We start from the raw sequence: 18856 nt of genomic DNA on the forward strand, positions 1-18856 counted from the left end.
TTATGGCAAAATGGTTATATCGTCTCGGAGCCTGGTCTTCGAGGAAAAGAAAAGCAGTAATTACAGCAGGACTCACACTTCTCATTGTAATGGCAGCTCTCGGCCTAGGCATGGGGACTTCGTTTACAGGTGAGATGACTATACCCGGAACAAAATCCGAGCAGGCTGCCGAGGTATTGAAATCCGAATTCCCAGCGTCGGATGGTGGTGGTCAAATACGTCTGATTTTCAAAGCTGATCAGGGATTGCTCACATCAGAGGGTAATCAATCCAAAATAAAAAAAGCGTTGAAAGATGTTAAAACGGATCTGTCCGTCGTCTCCGTTTCCAATCCATACGAAACGATGACACTAAGTGCAGACAAAAAAATCGGATATGCTGATATTACGTATAAACAGTCTGCAAGTGAAGTCGGAGAACATTCAAAAGAAAATGTACTTAATATAGCAGAATTGTTAACCAAAAATGGAGTGCAGACAGAACTCGGAGGCAGTGTGGCTTTCTCTGAAATTGAAGTAGGTGGCGTTTCTGAAGTCATCGGAATTCTGATTGCATTTATGATTCTGGCTTTTACCTTCACATCATTTCTTGCAGCCGGATTACCAATTCTGACAGCAGTGATCGGTTTGGGAATTGGATTGATGACCGTGATCGTTGGATCGAACTTTGTATCCATGTCATCATTCTCAATTACACTCGCTGTCATGCTTGCTTTAGCCGTAGGTATTGACTACGCTTTGTTCATTATATCCCGCTACCGTCAACAGCTGGCCGAAGGTTATGACCGTGACACAGCTATTGCGCAAGCAAACGCTACTGCCGGAGGATCAGTCGTTTTTGCGGGTCTGACCGTTATTATCGCCCTTGTAGGACTATCCGTTGTTCAAATTCCGTTTATTACCATGATGGGCTTGGCTGCAGCAATCAGTGTATTTATCGCAGTGCTTATTGCCATCATCTTTGTTCCTGCTCTTCTGGCTGTTGCTGGAGATCGGATTAGTCCGGCGCGAGAAAATCGCTGGTTGCGCAAATGGTCAGGTCAAAAGAAAAATAAAACAAAAGAAAATGCCTGGGGAGGGTTGATCACCCGAAAACCGTGGTTAATTTCGATTATATCCATAATCATTCTTACCGTATGTACATTGCCATTCCTGCACATGCAGCTAGGCTTGCCGGATAGCGGGCTTAAATCAACCGAAACCACGGAACGAAGAGGATACGACTTATTAGCAGAGGGTTTTGGAGCCGGATTTAATGGTCCGCTTGTCGTTGTAGCTAAAACTACTAACAGTAAAGATAGCCAGACCAAGATTGCAGAGGCAACAACTTACATCAAAGATATTCCAGGTGTTGCAAGTGTATCGCCAGCGATTCCTACTCCTTCAGGGCAAGCTGCAATCATTACTGTATTGCCTGAGACAGGACCACATGATATTCGCACGACTGAATTAGTACAAGCTATTCGGGATCAATCGGAGAACGTGCTAAAAAAAGACAACGTAGAGATTATGGTGACTGGTGGAACGGCAGTCAACATTGATATATCGGAAAAATTACAGGAGGCACTGCCTAAGTTTGCATTGCTTATCGTTGGACTCGCCTTTGTCCTGCTAATGCTTGTCTTCCGTTCAATCCTGGTTCCTATTAAAGCAGTTGTCGGCTTCTTGTTCACGTTAGGTTCAACACTTGGTTTTATCGTATGGGTCATACAGGATGGATACCTCGGCAGCTTGTTCGGCATCCCGGAACCTGGTCCTGTCTTGAATTTCCTCCCAATTCTTGTGACAGGAATTTTGTTCGGACTGGCAATGGATTATGAAGTATTTCTGGTGAGCAGAATGCGTGAGGATTATACCCACACGGGCGACGCCCACCGTTCAGTAAGAAGTGGATTAACTCACAGCGGGCCTGTGGTTACAGCCGCTGGACTTATTATGATTGCTGTGTTTGCCAGCTTTATTTTTGCCGAAGATACGATCATCAAATCGATGGGACTTGCCCTTGCTTTTGGTATCCTGGTAGATGCCTTTGTCGTACGAATGACACTTGTACCTGCTGTCATGACAATACTCGGCAAACACGCTTGGTATCTGCCTAAATGGTTGGATCGACTTCTACCTAATATCGATATTGAAGGTGAATCCATTATGCAAGAGAATATGAACGAGAGCAGAATGACAAAAAATACCAAAGTTCAGACGGAATCAAACATTAAATAAAAAAGATATCATTAAGCCTTGAGCGCTGAAAGAAACGTCGTTTTAAGAATGTTAAATTGTTGATTCAAGTCTACCCGGGTATTAAATGCATCCGTATCATGCAGCATGGACATTTTTTTGGAGAAATTACCGAATACATTAATCATTGTAATTAATGTTTCAACTGTATTCATGTCAGTGCGCACAGAACCATCCTGTTCGCCTAAATGGGCCAGCTCCTTAAACAGATGGATTAGCTGATCATATTTATCCTGATAAATTTGTATGTTCTCCAGAGGTTCTTTAGACAAGGCAACATAACATTCAAAAGCTTCTATAAGTTTGGAATTCTGTTGATAATGAGCTTGATGATAGAAAACCAAAGCGTCAAAGATGCGCTCCATTTTCTCGTAACACGTACCTTCATCATGCAATACGTCTTGAAGTATCTCAATTTCTGAATGCACGATGTTAGCTGCTACCTCCACAATAAGATGCTCTTTTTTTGGGAAGTAACGGAAAATTGTTGCAACGCCGAGTATCGCTTCATTTGCAATTTCCTGCATCGTCGTTTGTTCAAAACCCTGTCGTGCAAATACAACAGTAGCCGCTTTAATAATTTCGATCCGGCGTTTCTGCCGCAAGCTGGTTCGCTCCTGTTCTAACCTTTGTTTGGGTTGAATGAGAATGACCTCCTTAAGTTCAATTAAATTATGCTATCAACTTAGATGTGGTTTGTCAACGAAAGAGAGTATGTTTATCATCATCTGATACAGATCACGTTCTTAAGAAAACTGCTCCAACAATTTGCATAATACAAAGAAGAACCTTCCACCCATAATTATCGATGGGATGGAAGGTTTTTTCACATTATAAATTAATCAAATGATCTTGTTGTAAAATTAACGATTTCGATATTCCTGAGGTGTGCAGCCATATTGTTTTTTGAAAATTTTTATAAAATGAGGGGGAGCCATAAACCCAAGCTTTTTGCTAACATCAGCAACTTTAAGTTCGGTTTGGGTCAGAAGGTGAACAGCTCTTTGCATGCGCAGCCGAAACAGATAATCGCCGATCGTTTCTCCTGTTGCTGTTTTGTAGACTTTTGACAAGTAGACCGGATGAAGTCCAACGTGATCTGCAATAATTTGCAACGAGATTCCATCTGAAAGATGATTCTGAATGTAGGCATGCACGCTTGAAACAATATCATCGTGGGTATGCCTGATCTGATTTATCGCTTGGCTTCGATGAAACTGAATTATTTTCTCAGCCCAGGCATATACACGGTGACTGGAAATTTGACTTTTCTTTCGAATCATCAAATCGAACTCTTCATTGAGCAGTTCATCTACCGTAACATGTTGTGAGCGGAATGCAATGGCAAAGGTGGATGACAAGTACAGCAAGCATGTATAAAGAACTTCATGAGACAGGTCCGACCCTTCTTCATCTACTACAAGCACACGTTTGATTCTGGCAATCGCTTCTTCCCAGTTTCCAGCTTCCAACAATTGCGGCAGAAGTGGGGGCTCCAAAAGTTGAAGATAACCTTGATCCATCACAGGGTTCGGCAGCTGATCGTCGACGGTAATAAAATAGCTTTTATGCTCACCGACATTTTGTTGAATAGCCGCCACGCACCGATTAAAACCTTCACTTAATCCTCCGGGAAAAAGTCGCTCTTGTCCCAAACAGATGGAGATTGCCCCTTTTAGAAATTTTTGCACATGATTTTGCAACTTAACCGCAAAAGAATCGACAGAGTTTAGTGTTTTGGGATCCTCATGATGAATGAGGAACACCAGATACCCCTGATCGGTAATACAATGCCATAATCCAAATGGAGTGAAAACTTCATCTGCAATATTGGTAATCGCATATTCAAGGAGGGATAGAGATTGAAGATCATATCCTGAGAATTCCTCTTCCATTCGGATCACCATCATTCGATAGTTGTCTTCCATACGGATAGGAAGATTCAGAATCTTCAGGCGCTCCTCCAAAATATGCTGACTCATAGGCTTATTTTGGAGGAGATCATTAAGAAACTGATTTTGCAACACGGGAAGATTAGCATGTAACATGTGCTGGATCTGCTGCATTGAACTTATCTTTTCCCATTCTTGCTCAATATTCTTAATGGCGTCTTCAACAGTCTTGATAAGCGCTTGAGTGTCCACAGGTTTAAGCATATAGTTCATCGCCTGATAGCGAATGGCTTGCTGCGCATATTCAAATTCATCGTGTCCTGACAAAATAATACTCCGAATGCGAGGAGCTGATAAGCGAATAAGGCGGATTAATTCAAGACCATCCATTTCAGGCATACGTATATCCGTAATCATCACATCAATCGCAAACCGGGACGCGATATCCAGTGCTTCTTCGGCGGAGTAGGCACGATGCACTTCTTCGATGCCGCTATCTTCCCAAGGAATCGTGAGAGCAAGACTGTCCACCACAGACTTCTCGTCGTCTACAATTAAAAGCGCATACATAAGTGCAACAACTTCCTTCCTGATGATTGGTCTCCTTATTGTAGGCAATCATCACGGGCATTACAATCCGGATTTCCTTCTTAACCTGCGAATATTAAGATATTGTTATCCGTGTTTGGATGTAGTTATCTATAGGTGTAAAAAAGGACACAAAAATCAAAATGAATCTTGCGAAATGCGTTATGCAATCTTAAGAATGCGTTATATGCCTTCTTCTCCCTCAACCGTAAAATAAAATGGATACCTTTAAATGATACATAACGAAAGGGAGTATCAATGGATGAAACGAGATATTAAACAGCTCATAGATCAAATGACAATCGAGGAGAAAGCCAGTCTGTGTTCCGGCAGCACCTTCTGGACAACCACAGGAATCGAAAGATTAGGTATTCCATCCATTATGCTAGCTGACGGACCACATGGACTGCGAAAACAAGATGGAGAATCGGATCATCTGGGTCTGAACGAAAGTGTACCCGCGACATGTTTTCCTACAGCCAGCGGGCTGGCAAGTTCCTGGAATCGCGACCTGATTGAACAGGTAGGAAGCACCATTGGTAAAGAAGCCCAGACCGAGAATGTATCTGTTTTGCTGGGACCAGGTGCTAATATCAAGCGCTCCCCGCTGTGCGGACGAAACTTTGAGTATTTTTCTGAAGATCCGTATCTTACAGGTGAACTGGCTTCATCTCACATTCGCGGTGTGCAAAGCCAGGGAGTCGGCACTTCGTTGAAGCATTTTGCCGTTAACAATCAGGAGGATCGTCGAATGTCTGTTAATGCGGTAGTGGATGAAAGGACTTTACGCGAAATTTACTTAACTGGCTTTGAAAAAGCGGTCAAACAAGCTCAACCATGGACTCTTATGTCTGCATACAACAAAGTTAATGGGACCTATGCATCGGAGAATCCCTACCTGCTGAATGATATATTGCGAGAAGAATGGGGTCATGACGGAATTGTTATGTCAGACTGGGGAGCAGTCAGTGAAATTGTACCTAGCGTGGCGGCAGGCATGGAACTTGAAATGCCGCCTTCCAATGGGGAGGCACAACTTAAAATTATTCAAGCGGTTGAAGAGGGCACACTCGATATCTCATTACTTGATCAAGCGGTCGAACGCTTGCTTACGGTTATTTTTAAATGTGCAGATCATATGCAGCAAGATGTGACATACGATGCTGAAGAGCATCATGCTTTTGCGAGACAGGTGGCCCAAGAGACCATGGTATTGCTGAAAAACGAAAATGGGATACTACCATTGCAGAAAACGGGCCATATCGCTGTTATTGGAGAACTAGCCCAATCTGCCCGTTATCAGGGCGGGGGAAGTTCACACATTAATGCAACGAAAATTGATATTCCTTATGAGCAGTTGCTTCTTTCAGCAGGAGACCAAGCACAACTCACGTATGCGCAGGGATATGAACTGAGCTCGGATGAAACCAATGCTCCATTATTACAAGCTGCTCTGGAAACGGCAGCGGCAGCTGATGTGGCCATCTTGTTTGTAGGACTACCCGATCGTTATGAATCTGAGGGATATGACCGCAAACATCTTGACCTGCCAAACAATCATCAGGAGCTCATTACCGCAATAGCTGCTGTTCAACCTAATGTAATTGTCGTGTTGAGCAATGGTGCCCCTGTCGTTATGCCTTGGCTCCACAATGCCAAAGCCGTTCTGGAAGCATATCTGGGGGGACAGGCAACTGGAGGCGCTATCGCTGATATTTTATTTGGTGATGCAAACCCGAGCGGCAAGCTTGCCGAGACGTTCCCGCGTTCAACCAAACACAATCCATCCGCATTGTTTTTCCCTGGTGATGGAAACCAGGTTGAATACAGAGAGGGGATATTTGTAGGTTATCGGTACTATGAAGCCAAAGATATAGAACCGCTGTTTCCTTTTGGTTATGGACTAAGCTACACACAATTTGAATACTCCAACCTGACTGTTGATAAAAGGAAGATCAACGATACAGATTGCATCAACGTCTCGGTAAAGATTAAGAATACTGGTTCTGTGCAGGGTAAGGAGATTGTTCAACTTTATATTCATGACACAGCATCCCGTGTTACACGTCCTGACAAAGAGTTGAAGGGCTTCACCAAGATCGACTTAAAACCAGGTGAAGAGAAACAAGTCACAATAAGTCTCGATAAACGTTCATTTGCATATTACGATGTAGAGCGATCCGATTGGCATGTGGACAGCGGCGAATTCGAGATATTGGTAGGTGCATCTTCTCAAGATATTAGGCTTACAACAAAAGTTGTCGTAAATTCGACATCACGTGAAATTATCCCAACATACCATCGCGACACCACTTTTGGTGAGTTGCTTGCAAATCCTAAAACGATGGCAATCCTTTCTCAAATGCAACCTCAAGCGGATCAGGATCAAAGTGAGATTCAATCCAGTGCAGTATCCGCTGAGATGGTTCAAGCTTCCATGCAGTATTTGCCATTGCGGAACCTGATTCCTTTTTCAGGGATGACAGAGGAAACCTTATCACAATTACTTGCAGCATTGAATCAGGCAGTACAAAGCGAAACATAGAATTTGATCTTTCTTTTCAGCTTGATTTCAGATAAAAGTCGCCATGAAGGCGACTTTTATCCTTTGTATAGTCTTTATACTTAACTCGTACATGTATAAATTTATAAGAATTATTAATATGTAACTTTTAGAGAAGGTGGATATTAAATGAGTATTCGTAGGAAAATGCTATTCGTGTTTGGGACTGTTATTGTACTGTATCTCGTGGCACTAAGTTACCAAAATTACAAATCTTTAAACCAAAATGAAAAGTTGGAAGAGATACGAAAAGTTCAATTCACCTCCTCGCTGAAAGCACAGGAGATGCAGGAGAGTCTGATGGAATACCAGGTTCAAATGATGCTTCCATCGATTGGATATGCGTCTAAGGAATCCGTTGAAGAAGCAAGTGCACAATTGTTAACAAAATTCAAGCAAGCTTTGCAAGAGTATTCTGCATTGAATCCATCCGAAAAAAATGAAGCAGTTCAGATTCAGGAAGCATATTCCAGTTACATTGACCAAGGTCATTTGGAGGGAGGACAGAAACTAAACGAATTAATCCTTGGATTAAAATCCAAAAGTGTGATTGATGTGAACTCCAATATTCATACATTGATCACGTCCAACAAAAATGTATTTTGGCAGTCCATCACATATCAGTTATTAGTGACTTTACTTGTTATCGTCATCGCCCTGCTGCTCGCGCGTTCTATTATTAAGCCTATTGAACGTCTCGTTAAAGGAACGGAACGGATCCATAATGGAGATTTAAGCCAGTCATTTCATTCAAACGCTTCAGATGAGATTGGCAAACTTGCAATTATGTTTGAAGTCATGCGCACTGGCCTTACAGGCTTCATACGTTCAGCCCAGGATAATTCCGATGTGGTTGTACAAACCAGTCAGAATCTAATAAAGAATTTGGAGAAGTCCTCCATTTCAATGAGAAAAATTGGTCGGTCGGCAGCTTCCGTTTCCGATGGAGCGCTTGTACAACTTCAGTCAGCAGAAGAAACGGTACGAGCCATAGATGAAGTAGCCCGAGGCATTGCCCTGATCAGTGAGTCAAATAATGAAGCTACAGAATGTTCATCCACTACTGAACAAGAAGCTAGAAAGGGAGAGGAACTTCTAAAGAACGCTAAACTTCGCATTGACCGCTTTAATCACACGATGGATGAAATAGAAAGATCTGTTGCGACAATGAAACAGCATTCCGTTACTATTCAAGAAATCGTTCATCTTATAGCGACAGTTGCTCGTCAAACTGACTTACTCGCTCTTAACGCAGGTATAGAGTCTGCAAGAAGTGGGGAACAAGGAAGAGGATTTTCCGTTGTTGCAAGTGAAATTCGCTCACTGGCAGATCAAACCCGTCGATCGTTAAGCAACATATTTGATACGATTAACGACATTCAGGAAGATACGGTATCAGCAAACACTATCGTAGTTCAAGGAAAAAAAGAGTTGGCACAAACGATAAATGCAGTTGAACAAGCAGGTCAAGCATTCGCAATGATCCTTGAATCTGCCAAAGACGTTGCCAGTCAGATGCAAGAGATCTCATCCGCTTCTGAGCAATTATCCGCAAGCTCTGAGGAGGTCAGCGCTTCGATGCAGCATTTAGCTTCTATTGCCAAACAAGCACATACAGAAAGCACAACGATGGTTCAGGCCGTTGAACAGCAGATGGTTATTGCAGAAGAAATACAGCATTTTTCCGATAACATTCGAGATTCTGCTTTTAATATGAGAGATCAAATCTCCATTTACAAAACCTGATATATGTGAGGATGAGGGCGAAAATAGAAAAAATGAAAAGGATTCGGAGTATGGAGAGAAATCGGGAGAGTTGATACTAAATTCTAACTGCTGTAACGATTAAACCAATCATTTAGATTACGCTATTCCATCTTTGTTATGAGTTATATCCCTCTCTTCAAACAGTTATTAAAATAAAGTTATAAGATAAAGAACTCAATTGAGCATTAAAACAACTAGATACCGGAGGGAAACAGTATGGGAACCATAGTAAATGAACAACCCATTGTAACCGAGAACGTTAAGCCCAAACAACCTGAACGAGAAATTCCGACACGCAGATTACTTGGAGATTCCATGGGGCAATTTGGTCTTAACATCTCCAGCGGCTTGCTTGGATTAATTACGTATTATTATACCGATGTAGTCGGTGTATCCGCTGCAATTGTCGGTACAGTGCTGCTGTTAACTAAAATATTGGATGCGTTTGCAGACGTTGGTATGGGAGTGCTTGTTGACCGCACCAAGTCAAAATACGGGCAGGCTCGTCCATGGCTTCGATGGATGACCATCCCGATGTTCGTCTCGCTGCTGCTCGTATTTTCTGTTCCAGATATCAGTCCAACTGGTAAAATAATATATGCTGTTGTGACCAATCTTATTTTTTATATTCTTGTGTATACACCAACATCTATTCCGTATTCCAGCCTAATGGCACTAACGACACGTAACAACTATGAACGATCATTGATGGGGATTTTCCGCTCCGCAGGAGGATATTTGTCCGGTATGATTGTTGCCATTGCTTTCATTCCGGTGGTAACAGCTATGGGGGGAGGACGCAAGGAATGGACGATCTTAGCCGGTGTATTTGCTGCCGTTGCTGCCATCGGTATTTTCGTCGCCTTTTTATCCAACAAAGAAAAATATAATAATGTGCAGCTGGATGAACTTGGTTTTTTCCAGGATAAAGTTCCGCTGTCACAAGGTCTTAAAATGTTGTTTGCTAATAAGTACTGGGTTCAAATCCTCATCGTGATGACAGTTGTAAACATCCTGTTTGCTCTTAACGTAGCTGCAGGGAGCTACTTTGCCAAATACATTTGGGGAAATGTCAGCCTGGTTGGTTTGATGGGGGCGATCGGTCTGATACCCGTTATTATTGGATTCGCACTCTCTGGACCGTTCATCAAACGTTTTGGGAAACGCAATACGGCCTTGGGCGGCATTATTATAGCTCTAATCGCAGCTGCGATTAGACTGATCTCACCGGAAAGCATTATTCTGGGACTGGTCTGCTCCATCTTTCAGGCTCTAGGTACGATTCCACTTATGGCCGTTGGTACAGCTCTGACAACGGATACGATTGAATACGGGGAATGGAAGTTCAATAAACGTCTGGTTGGATTGACCAATAGTGTTATCGCATTTGGTTCCAAAGTAGGAACAGCAGTCGGAACCGCTATGATCGGTTGGCTGCTTGCATTAGGAGGATATGTGGAGCAGGCTTCCGAGCAGGGAGCAGGAGCTAAACAAGCGATTATTGCCCTGAACATTTACGTGCCCATAGTCATTTTGATTATTCTTGCTGCAGCCTTGTATAAATATAAACTTGATAAAGAATATCCTAAGATCATTCAAGAATTAGACGCCAGAAAACAGTCCTGATTCATTAGAAAAAGAAGCTCTCCCATAAGGGAAAGCTTCTTTTTGTTGGCCGTTTTAAATACGTTCTGTTAGAAGATAAACTCTACTGGCTCAAGACACTTAATTCAATATTAGGATCATTTATTCTGGCGCACACCATGGCTGCTCTGTTGCCTGAAGTGAGCAGGTGTAATATTTAATGATTTTTTGAAGACGGTCTGAAAGTGACTTTGACTGGAGAAACAAAGATAGTTGCTAATTTCGCTAATGGGTTTGTTCGTATAAACAAGCAAATTTTGAGCTTCCTTTAGCTTGCAATCCATAATAAATTGATGCAGGCTTTTGCCGATTTTTTTTTTGAAAGTGGTCGATAGATACGTACGACTGTAACCAAAATGTTTTGCCACATGATCAACGGTCAAATTCTGATGCACGTTATTATAAATATATTGAATCAAACTTCGCATACTTACGTCATCTGCTATATCATACCTTGCGGCTTGGACTCTCCTAGCAAAATTAAACAATGCCTCTTTCATGAAATTTTGAATGGATTCAGGCGTCGATAATTGTTCAATCTCTTGGAGATAGAGATCGGATAACTGAAAAGCAACTTCTGTATCTAATTGCCCCCGAATGGCTGCTCGCGTAGCCAGGGCAATCGCGACAATCGATGTATTTTTCGTCTGACGAATGGTGTCCCCAGCGGTCATACCCTCATGAACCATAAAAGGCCGTTCCAAAAACTGTTTAAGGCCAACTTCATTACCGTTCTCAATGTAATAACACATCTGGTTTTCAATCTCGTAGGAATTGTTAAAATATAAGTTTTCTTTATTCTCGTAAATTCGTTTTGTTTGCTCGTTGTTAATTTCCTTCATCGAATTCATTTGAAGTAAGTCCAAGTAACTCATCTCTTGGCCGTTCACAAAATAATGAATGGTCACAAGATGATTTAGAAATTGCTGCAGCGGCATTGGAGTGATCTGCTTTAGAAAACTTTCGAAGTTTGCTTCATCTTGACCGGAAACGACAAAGGCTTTTTTAGCGATACGCAGTGTGTCTTTCAAATAAGGTGTTTGACTGACGGGTCCGACAAGAATAACATGGCCCGGAAGGGAACTGACTTTGATCGCACCATAATAAGCAAAGAAGGAAGTAGATAAATATGCGACCTCTTCGTGTGAAAGCAAAAGTTGGGATAAATACTCAAGTGGCGGATAAGTTAACTCGCTCTGAGCAGGATGACTAAATGTATGGTGCTGCTGGTTATACAAATATGTCGGAATCAACGTAGACTGGTAGAGAAATTTCAATGTTTTTTGTAATCTGTTCAACAAAATTTCCTCCGTATAAACGAATGGTTGGAGTGTCAACATTCTTTTGATTTATTTCAAAATAGCAAACTCGTCCGAGACAGTCAATATATTTTAAGAACAAATCTGAAATTTGAAGTACATATATGAAAGATAGCACTTCCATTATGGAATACAATAAATCTTAACTAATGCATCCGGAGCGAAGGGAGAAGGATCATGCAGACCGTTAATGAACTAATTCAACGTATGACGGTAGAAGAAAAAGCGGCTTTAATGGCTGGTGTGGATTTTTGGAAAACAAATTCTATTCCGAGATTATCCATACCATCTATATATATGACGGATGGGCCTTGCGGCTTACGCAAACAAGGAGAGAAGGCAGATCATCTCGGTCTAAACAACAGTGAGCAGACAACATCATTTCCCACAGGAGTTACGCTTGCTGCCAGCTGGAACCGGGATAATATTCGTAAGATGGGTGCAGCTATAGCGAAGGAGTGTCACCATTTCGGGGTTAATCTTCTCCTTGGTCCTGCTGTTAACATTAAAAGAAATCCCAAGTGCGGCAGAAACTTCGAATATTTCTCTGAAGACCCTTACCTCTCGGGAATTCTTGGCAGCGCTTTTGTCGAGGGTGTTCAAAATGAAGGGATTGGAGTCTCCCTGAAACATTTCGCTGTAAACAACAACGAAAATTATCGTTTTATGGGAGATTCTGTATTGGATGAGCGTGCATTACGTGAGATCTATCTCAGAGCATTTGAACGAATTGTCAAAAACACAAAGCCAGTAACTGTAATGAGTGCATACAACAAGATTAATGGTGTCTTCTGTTCCGAAAATCACAGACTATTAACTGAAATTCTAAGAGAAGAATGGGGTTTTGATGGTGCGGTTATCAGTGACTGGGGTGCAGTATCTGATCGGGTAGATGGCATTAAGGCGGGAATGGATCTGGAGATGCCAGGTGATTGCGAATATTTTAGAAAGTCAATTATAGATACAGTTCATAGTGGTGAATTACCAATTTCTGCGCTGGATCAGTCGGTGAGCAATATTTTGAAGCTGATTCAGCGTACACACGATATTCAGTACGGCCTTGCATATGACAGAGAAGAACATCATAACCTGTCAGGTGAAATCGCAGCCGATAGTGCTGTCCTTATGAAAAACGATGGCATCCTGCCATTAGATTCGTCCCAAAACTATGTTGTCATCGGTGAATTGTTTGAGAAGATGCGTTTTCAGGGGGCCGGAAGCTCTTTGATCAACCCAAGCAAGCTTACTTCTCCAAAAACTGCTTTTGATCAACGCGGCATCCGCTACGATTATGCAAGTGGCTACAGAGAGTCCGAGTTTGAATCAGAACCGGAATATGTTAATTCAGCTATGGCAAAGGCACAGTCAGCGGATGTTGTTCTATTCTTCGCAGGACAAACCGATTATACAGAAAGTGAAGGGTATGACCGGGAGTCGATGACATTACCTGATAATCAACTTGCTCTTCTGCGCAAGCTGGTCCAGCTGAACAAAAAAATTGTTCTTGTATTATTTGGGGGTTCACCTGTCGAATTGCCTTTTGAAGATGAGGTTCATGCGATCTTGAATATGTACTTGCCTGGCCAAGCAGGAGGAGAAGCTGCGGCTCAACTCCTTTTCGGAGAAAAAAATCCTTCCGGGAAACTGGCGGAGACATGGATGAAAAGTTATACAGATGTACCCTTTGGTGAACAGTTTGTGCAGCAGAAGTCCGAGCTTTACAAGGAATCTATTTACGTAGGCTATCGCTATTATGATTTTTTGCAGGGAGAGGGTGTGCGTTATCCATTTGGTCATGGACTTAGCTATACACAGTTTGCTTATGAATCGCTGCAAGTCCGGCAAGATTCAGAAACGTTCATCGTCACATGTGAAATCTCGAATACAGGGCAGATGGAGGGTGGAGAAATCATACAGGTGTATGTTGCAAACCCAACCTCAGATGTGTTTAAGCCTACCAAGGAACTTCGTGCTTTTGGCAAAGTATATTTGAAGCCAGGTGAGAAAAAGCAAGTAAAAATGAGCTTTACCCTAAGCGACCTCGCTTACTATCATGTGGACCGGAAAGAGTGGGTTGTAGAAAATGGGGATTATCAGGTCTTGATTGCTGCTTCAGCAACCGATATTCGGTTGTCAGCCAGCCTGTCTATCACCAGCCAACCTGACATTGCAAGCCCGTATTCTCGCGAACAATTAAAGCATTACTTCTCTCCACATTTGTTATCTCAAGTGAGTATGGAAGAATTCGAAGTTCTACTTGGGAGGAAAGTAACGAGATCATCTAATAAGGAATCAACGAAATATACTCTGGATTCCAGATTGGATGAATTGCGGGAATCCTTTATAGGGAATTTATTTTATACATTCGTTATCGGTATTGGCAAAAAACAGTTTAATCGATCACAAAAGATGCCTGAAGGTCCCGAGCGGGATATGCAGCGCAAAAATGGCATGTTTCTGATGAAAATGATGCCGAATAACAGCATTCGTTCCATGTCCGTGTCCAGTACAGGCCGTTTTGGCTACCATATCGCAGCAGGGCTGATTGACTTGCTGAATGGTCAGATCATGCAAGGCATCAAACGCATGCTTCGAAAAGAACGTTTGTCCCCTCTGCCGAAGGACCAGAAGTGACTACACCTTAAACCACGAACATACAGGAGGAAACAACATGAGTCAGCGCATGATCAGCAAAAAACGTGTTTTTATTACTGGTGCATCCGGTGGCATGGGGCAGGAAAGCTTGAAAAGAATGATCAAAGACAGCCATTTGTATGACATTGTTACTTTGTGTCTGGATACGGAAAAGGATCGTAAGGCCCTGGAGCCGTATCAAGAGTTGAAAGAAGTAACCATAAAGTATGGAGACATACTGGATTATGAAAAGGTGCTTGAATGTGTCAAAGACGTAGATTTGATTCTTCACATTGCTGCATTTGTGTCACCTGCTGCAGATTATTTCCCCAAGAAAGCTATGGAAATTAATTACGGTGCCGTCAAAAATCTGGTGAGTGCTATATACGAACATGGCCAAGAGGAACATACCAAGCTGGTGTTTATCGGAACCATCGCAGAAACCGGCGATCGCATGCCACCTATCCATTGGGGACGCGTAGGTGATCCCCTTAAACCAAGCATGTTTGACTATTATGCCGTTTCTAAAATTGCAGCCGAGCGTCTTGTGATTGAATCCGGGCTCAAATACTGGGTAAGCCTGCGTCAAACCGGAATTATGGGACCCGCCATGAGTAAAATTATGGATGCGATTATGTTTCACAACTGTCTGGACAACGTCCTGGAGTATGTATCAGACCGTGACTCTGGCAGAATGATGGAGAATTTGTGCAATTATGAGTTTACAGGCAAGCTGCCCGAGGATTTCTGGTGTCATGTTTACAATATAGGAGGCGGGGAATCCTGCCGTGTCAGTACCTATGAGATGTACCAAAAACTATACGGGGCAATTGGTTTCAAAAACCTTGACCATGTGATTAATCCGAAATGGTATGCCACTCGTAATTTTCACGGACAGTATTACCTCGATTCGGACAAGCTAAACGATTATTTGCATTTCCGTCAGGACGGGATGGATTATTTTTATCATTGTTACCTTGAAAATCTGGGTTCTCAGGCAACGGCAGCGAAAATCTTGTGTAAACTTCCGTTTGGAGAACGAATCATGGGAACCGTCATGAAAAAAATGTTTGAAAAACCGGCCAGAACGGAACATGGCACACTGCGGTTTATTGAAGAAAATGTGGAAGACCACATTGATGCGTATTGGGGCAGTAAAGAGGCATGGAACAACATACCTGATAAATTAAGCGAGTTCCAGCATTTCAAAGATTGGAACACCGTAGTTCATATTGATCATGGATATGATGACACCAAACCTGAGCGGGATCTCGAAATTGATGATGTGAAGTCGGCCGCAGCATTTCGGGGAGGACAATGTTTGTCTTCAGAGATGGAAAAAGGAAACTGGAGAAATAAGTTGAGTTTTACATGTGCATTTGGACATACATTCCAAGCCAGTCCGAAGCTGGTGCTGCATGCTGGTCATTGGTGCCCTGAATGTGAACGTGAGAGTTGGAATTATGCTGAACGTGCAAAAGTAGATCCATTTTTTGCTCAAGTATGGACTCCGTTACATGCTCCGAATGAGACCAGAGTTTATAAAAAAATAGTTTCTGAGCTGGATGTATAATATTTTGACAAGGCAGGAGAGGCCTCAATGTTAATGCTATCTTCCATCAAGATCAACGGATTGGAATCCGGCTGTATTACAGATCATGCACCCATGATTTCGTTTGCACTTTCTTCGGATCGAGCTGGAGAAAAGTTGCATGAAGCCATCATTGAAGTCGGTGACTGGCGTGTGACCACCTCAGATCAGATTAACAATCTTTACACGGGGCCGCTAAAACCGCATACGGAATATCATGTCAGGATCATAGCAACTGGAACCAGTGGAGAACAGGCAGAGCATTTTGCTTTATTCAAGACAGGCAGAATGGGTTCAAAATGGTCTGCTCAATGGATTACCGATATGTCTTACGATTTCCCTAAAAAGGTTTCTCCTGTACCTATGACATTTCGCCGTAACTTTGAACTCACACGGACGGTGACAAGGGCGTGGATCAACGTAACGGCGCTGGGGGTATATGAACTTACTCTGAATGGTGAAAAGGTGGGGAAAGATTATTTTGCTCCAGGGTTCACTTCATATGATCATCAGATCCAGTACCAGACCTATGATGTTACACATCAACTGAAATCATCGAACGCAGTCACAGCTGTAGTAGCGGGGGGATGGGCTGTCGGTTCATTCAATTATGTTCGTAAAAATAAAATTAGTGCTGATCGTCAAGCATTATTATTGGAACTGTACATCGAGTATACAGACGGTACATCAGATTTAATCGTTACCGATCCAACGTGGGAAGTTACTCTGAATGGAAACTATCGTATGGCAGAATGGTATGACGGGGAACATTATGATGCCACCATTGATCTTAACCATGTACATTGGAAGCCGGTAGATGTAACCCACCCTCGCAAAAATCCGGAATTATTAGCTCAGTATGGTTTGCCCGTGCGTGTACAGGAAGAATTGAAACCGATATCCCGCTCAATAGCACCGAGTGGTGAAATCATCTATGATTTTGGTCAAAACTTTGCAGGCGTTATCCAAGCCAAAATTGTGGGGAAACACAATCAAAAGGTTGTGTTTCGACACGCTGAAGTATTGGTAGATCAGGAACTATTCGTAAAATCTTTGCGTACCGCGAAGGCTGCTGCGACATATGTTTGTCTGGAAGGAGAGCAAACGTATTCACCTCGGTTGACTTATATGGGATTTCGTTATGTTGGTTTGACCGGGATAGATCCGGACCAGATTGAACTTTCGGCTTATGTACTACATTCTGATTTCAAGGAGATTGGTCATTTTTCATGTTCCAATCCACTCTTAACACAGCTTCAGAGTAACATCCGTTGGGGAGGACGCTCCAACTTTGTTGATATTCCAACAGACTGTCCGCAACGGGATGAACGTCAGGGATGGACAGGGGATATTGCTGTTTTTGCTTCAACCGCTTGTTTCAACTTCGACATGAGCCGATTCTTTGATAAATGGTTGATGGATATGCGAGCAGAGCAATCCAAAGGTGGCGGATTTCCTATGGTTATTCCCCGAGGTGGAGATCACTGGCCTGCAATGGCTAATTCATGTTGGGGAGACAGCAGTATTCTGGTCCCTTGGGCTGAATACTTGGCACGCGGCAATAAACAGGTTCTTGAAAAACAATATGTTTCCATGAAGAAATTTCTAAAAGCAGCGAAATGGTGGTCTTCTTTCCTAGCAGTCTCGCCTGCTGATCGTTATGTTTGGCGTTTCCCGTTCCATTTTGGTGACTGGGCTGCACCGGAAGGAGATGCCAAAGCATGGATTAAAAAAGGGAAATGGGTAGGCACCGCTTATTTCGCTAACTCGTGTGGCATTATGGCAAAGATCGCTTCCATTCTAGGGCACACCGAAGATGTATCCTATTACTACGATTTAAGAAAAAAAATTATCACCGCGTACCGGAACGTATTTACTGATAAACAGGGGAATATGAAAGAAGAATTTCAGACGGCCTATGTGCTCCCCCTTCATTTTGGCATGACGGAAGGTGAGGAAACAAAGCAAATGGTGAATAATTTGACTCGATTAATTCACGAAGCGGGAAATCACCTTACAACAGGCTTTACCGGAACCCCTTATCTACTGTTTGCCCTGTCTGACAATGGACAGCTTGACGCAGCATATGAACTGCTGTTACAGGAGGAATGTCCATCCTGGCTATACGAGGTGAAGGCTGGCGGGACAACGATCTGGGAGCGCTGGGATGCACTGAGACCTGATGGAACTGTAAATATTGAAGAACTAAGCGGCAATAAATCTGCAGAAGAATCGAATGGGGGAATGGTTTCCTTTAATCATTACGCGAATGGAGCTGTGGGCGATTGGCTTTATAAAAGGCTTGCAGGTTTGGAGTCCACCAGCGGCGGATATCAGACTTTCCGAGTCGCTCCTATGATTGGAGGAGGCATTACATGGGCTAAAGCTTCTACGATAACCCCTTATGGCCTGGCGAGTGTAGACTGGAAACGGGATGAACATCAATTCCATGTCGAGGTTACAGTCCCCGTTTCTACAACATGCTCTTTACACATGCCCAATGGAGAGATACACATTTTGACGAGTGGACAGCACAGCTTCCGATGCTCCTTGAATACAAATGCTCCTGTAAAAAAAAGTTATAAAGAGCAAATCGTTGTACATTAAGTTAGTCCAGAGAA

The 18856-nt window shown here is 42.7% G+C and carries 10 protein-coding genes; 7 read left to right on the top strand and 3 right to left on the bottom strand.

Features of this window, described 5'->3' with window-relative positions:
• Positions 1-2 precede the first annotated feature (2 nt).
• Positions 3-2219, top strand: coding sequence for an MMPL family transporter (locus tag MKY97_RS15155; RefSeq protein WP_342551197.1), 2217 nt, complete (start codon positions 3-5; stop codon positions 2217-2219).
• Positions 2220-2230: 11 nt separating this feature from the next.
• Here MKY97_RS15155 and MKY97_RS15160 read toward each other — a convergent pair whose 3' ends face one another.
• The gene (locus tag MKY97_RS15160; RefSeq protein ID WP_161557051.1) at positions 2231-2842 is read right to left on the bottom strand and encodes a TetR/AcrR family transcriptional regulator; all 612 of its coding nucleotides are present in this window, start codon (positions 2840-2842) and stop codon (positions 2231-2233) included.
• A 258-nt stretch (positions 2843-3100) separates the two neighbouring features.
• Complete coding sequence (locus MKY97_RS15165) at positions 3101-4699, bottom strand: response regulator (RefSeq protein ID WP_342551198.1); 1599 nt, start codon at positions 4697-4699, stop codon at positions 3101-3103.
• A 280-nt stretch (positions 4700-4979) separates the two neighbouring features.
• Here MKY97_RS15165 and MKY97_RS15170 point away from each other — a divergent pair, with 280 nt between their 5' ends.
• The 3 genes from MKY97_RS15170 (at position 4980) to MKY97_RS15180 (ending at position 10673) form a co-directional block, all read left to right on the top strand.
• Positions 4980-7262 carry a glycoside hydrolase family 3 C-terminal domain-containing protein gene (locus MKY97_RS15170; RefSeq protein ID WP_342551199.1) on the top strand — a complete coding sequence of 761 codons (2283 nt, stop codon included), beginning with the start codon at positions 4980-4982 and terminating at the stop codon, positions 7260-7262.
• Between the two features lie 147 nt (positions 7263-7409).
• The gene (locus tag MKY97_RS15175) at positions 7410-9026 is read left to right on the top strand and encodes a HAMP domain-containing methyl-accepting chemotaxis protein (RefSeq protein WP_342551200.1); all 1617 of its coding nucleotides are present in this window, start codon (positions 7410-7412) and stop codon (positions 9024-9026) included.
• A gap of 237 nt (positions 9027-9263) precedes the next feature.
• On the top strand, positions 9264-10673 hold the full coding sequence (locus MKY97_RS15180) for a glycoside-pentoside-hexuronide (GPH):cation symporter (RefSeq protein ID WP_342551201.1): 1410 nt from the start codon (positions 9264-9266) through the stop codon (positions 10671-10673).
• A gap of 116 nt (positions 10674-10789) precedes the next feature.
• Here MKY97_RS15180 and MKY97_RS15185 read toward each other — a convergent pair whose 3' ends face one another.
• Entirely contained in the window at positions 10790-11989 is a 1200-nt protein-coding gene (locus tag MKY97_RS15185; RefSeq protein WP_342551202.1) for a helix-turn-helix domain-containing protein, read from the bottom strand.
• Positions 11990-12187: 198 nt separating this feature from the next.
• Here MKY97_RS15185 and MKY97_RS15190 point away from each other — a divergent pair, with 198 nt between their 5' ends.
• The 3 genes from MKY97_RS15190 to MKY97_RS15200 are packed head-to-tail and all read left to right on the top strand — an operon-like array spanning position 12188 to position 18842.
• A complete protein-coding gene (locus MKY97_RS15190; RefSeq protein ID WP_342551203.1) occupies positions 12188-14644 on the top strand; it encodes a glycoside hydrolase family 3 C-terminal domain-containing protein in 2457 nt (818 codons plus the stop codon).
• Positions 14645-14681: 37 nt separating this feature from the next.
• Entirely contained in the window at positions 14682-16217 is a 1536-nt protein-coding gene (locus MKY97_RS15195; protein WP_342551204.1) for an NAD(P)-dependent oxidoreductase, read from the top strand.
• Positions 16218-16244: 27 nt separating this feature from the next.
• The gene (locus MKY97_RS15200; RefSeq protein WP_342551205.1) at positions 16245-18842 is read left to right on the top strand and encodes a family 78 glycoside hydrolase catalytic domain; all 2598 of its coding nucleotides are present in this window, start codon (positions 16245-16247) and stop codon (positions 18840-18842) included.
• The last annotated feature ends 14 nt before the right edge of the window (positions 18843-18856 follow it).

Origin of the sequence: Paenibacillus sp. FSL R7-0652 (assembly GCF_038595045.1) — a bacterium.
In the GTDB taxonomy this organism is placed as follows: Bacteria; Bacillota; Bacilli; order Paenibacillales; family Paenibacillaceae; genus Paenibacillus.

What these genes read in the sequence shown, in the direction of transcription:
- MKY97_RS15155 (WP_342551197.1), top strand. Translation starts at nt 3, where the DNA reads ATGGCAAAATGGTTATATCGTCTCGGAGCCTGGTCTTCGAGGAAAAGA.
- MKY97_RS15165 (WP_342551198.1), bottom strand. Translation starts at nt 4,699, where the DNA reads ATGTATGCGCTTTTAATTGTAGACGACGAGAAGTCTGTGGTGGACAGT.
- MKY97_RS15170 (WP_342551199.1), top strand. Translation starts at nt 4,980, where the DNA reads ATGAAACGAGATATTAAACAGCTCATAGATCAAATGACAATCGAGGAG.
- MKY97_RS15175 (WP_342551200.1), top strand. Translation starts at nt 7,410, where the DNA reads ATGAGTATTCGTAGGAAAATGCTATTCGTGTTTGGGACTGTTATTGTA.
- MKY97_RS15180 (WP_342551201.1), top strand. Translation starts at nt 9,264, where the DNA reads ATGGGAACCATAGTAAATGAACAACCCATTGTAACCGAGAACGTTAAG.
- MKY97_RS15190 (WP_342551203.1), top strand. Translation starts at nt 12,188, where the DNA reads ATGCAGACCGTTAATGAACTAATTCAACGTATGACGGTAGAAGAAAAA.
- MKY97_RS15195 (WP_342551204.1), top strand. Translation starts at nt 14,682, where the DNA reads ATGAGTCAGCGCATGATCAGCAAAAAACGTGTTTTTATTACTGGTGCA.
- MKY97_RS15200 (WP_342551205.1), top strand. Translation starts at nt 16,245, where the DNA reads ATGTTAATGCTATCTTCCATCAAGATCAACGGATTGGAATCCGGCTGT.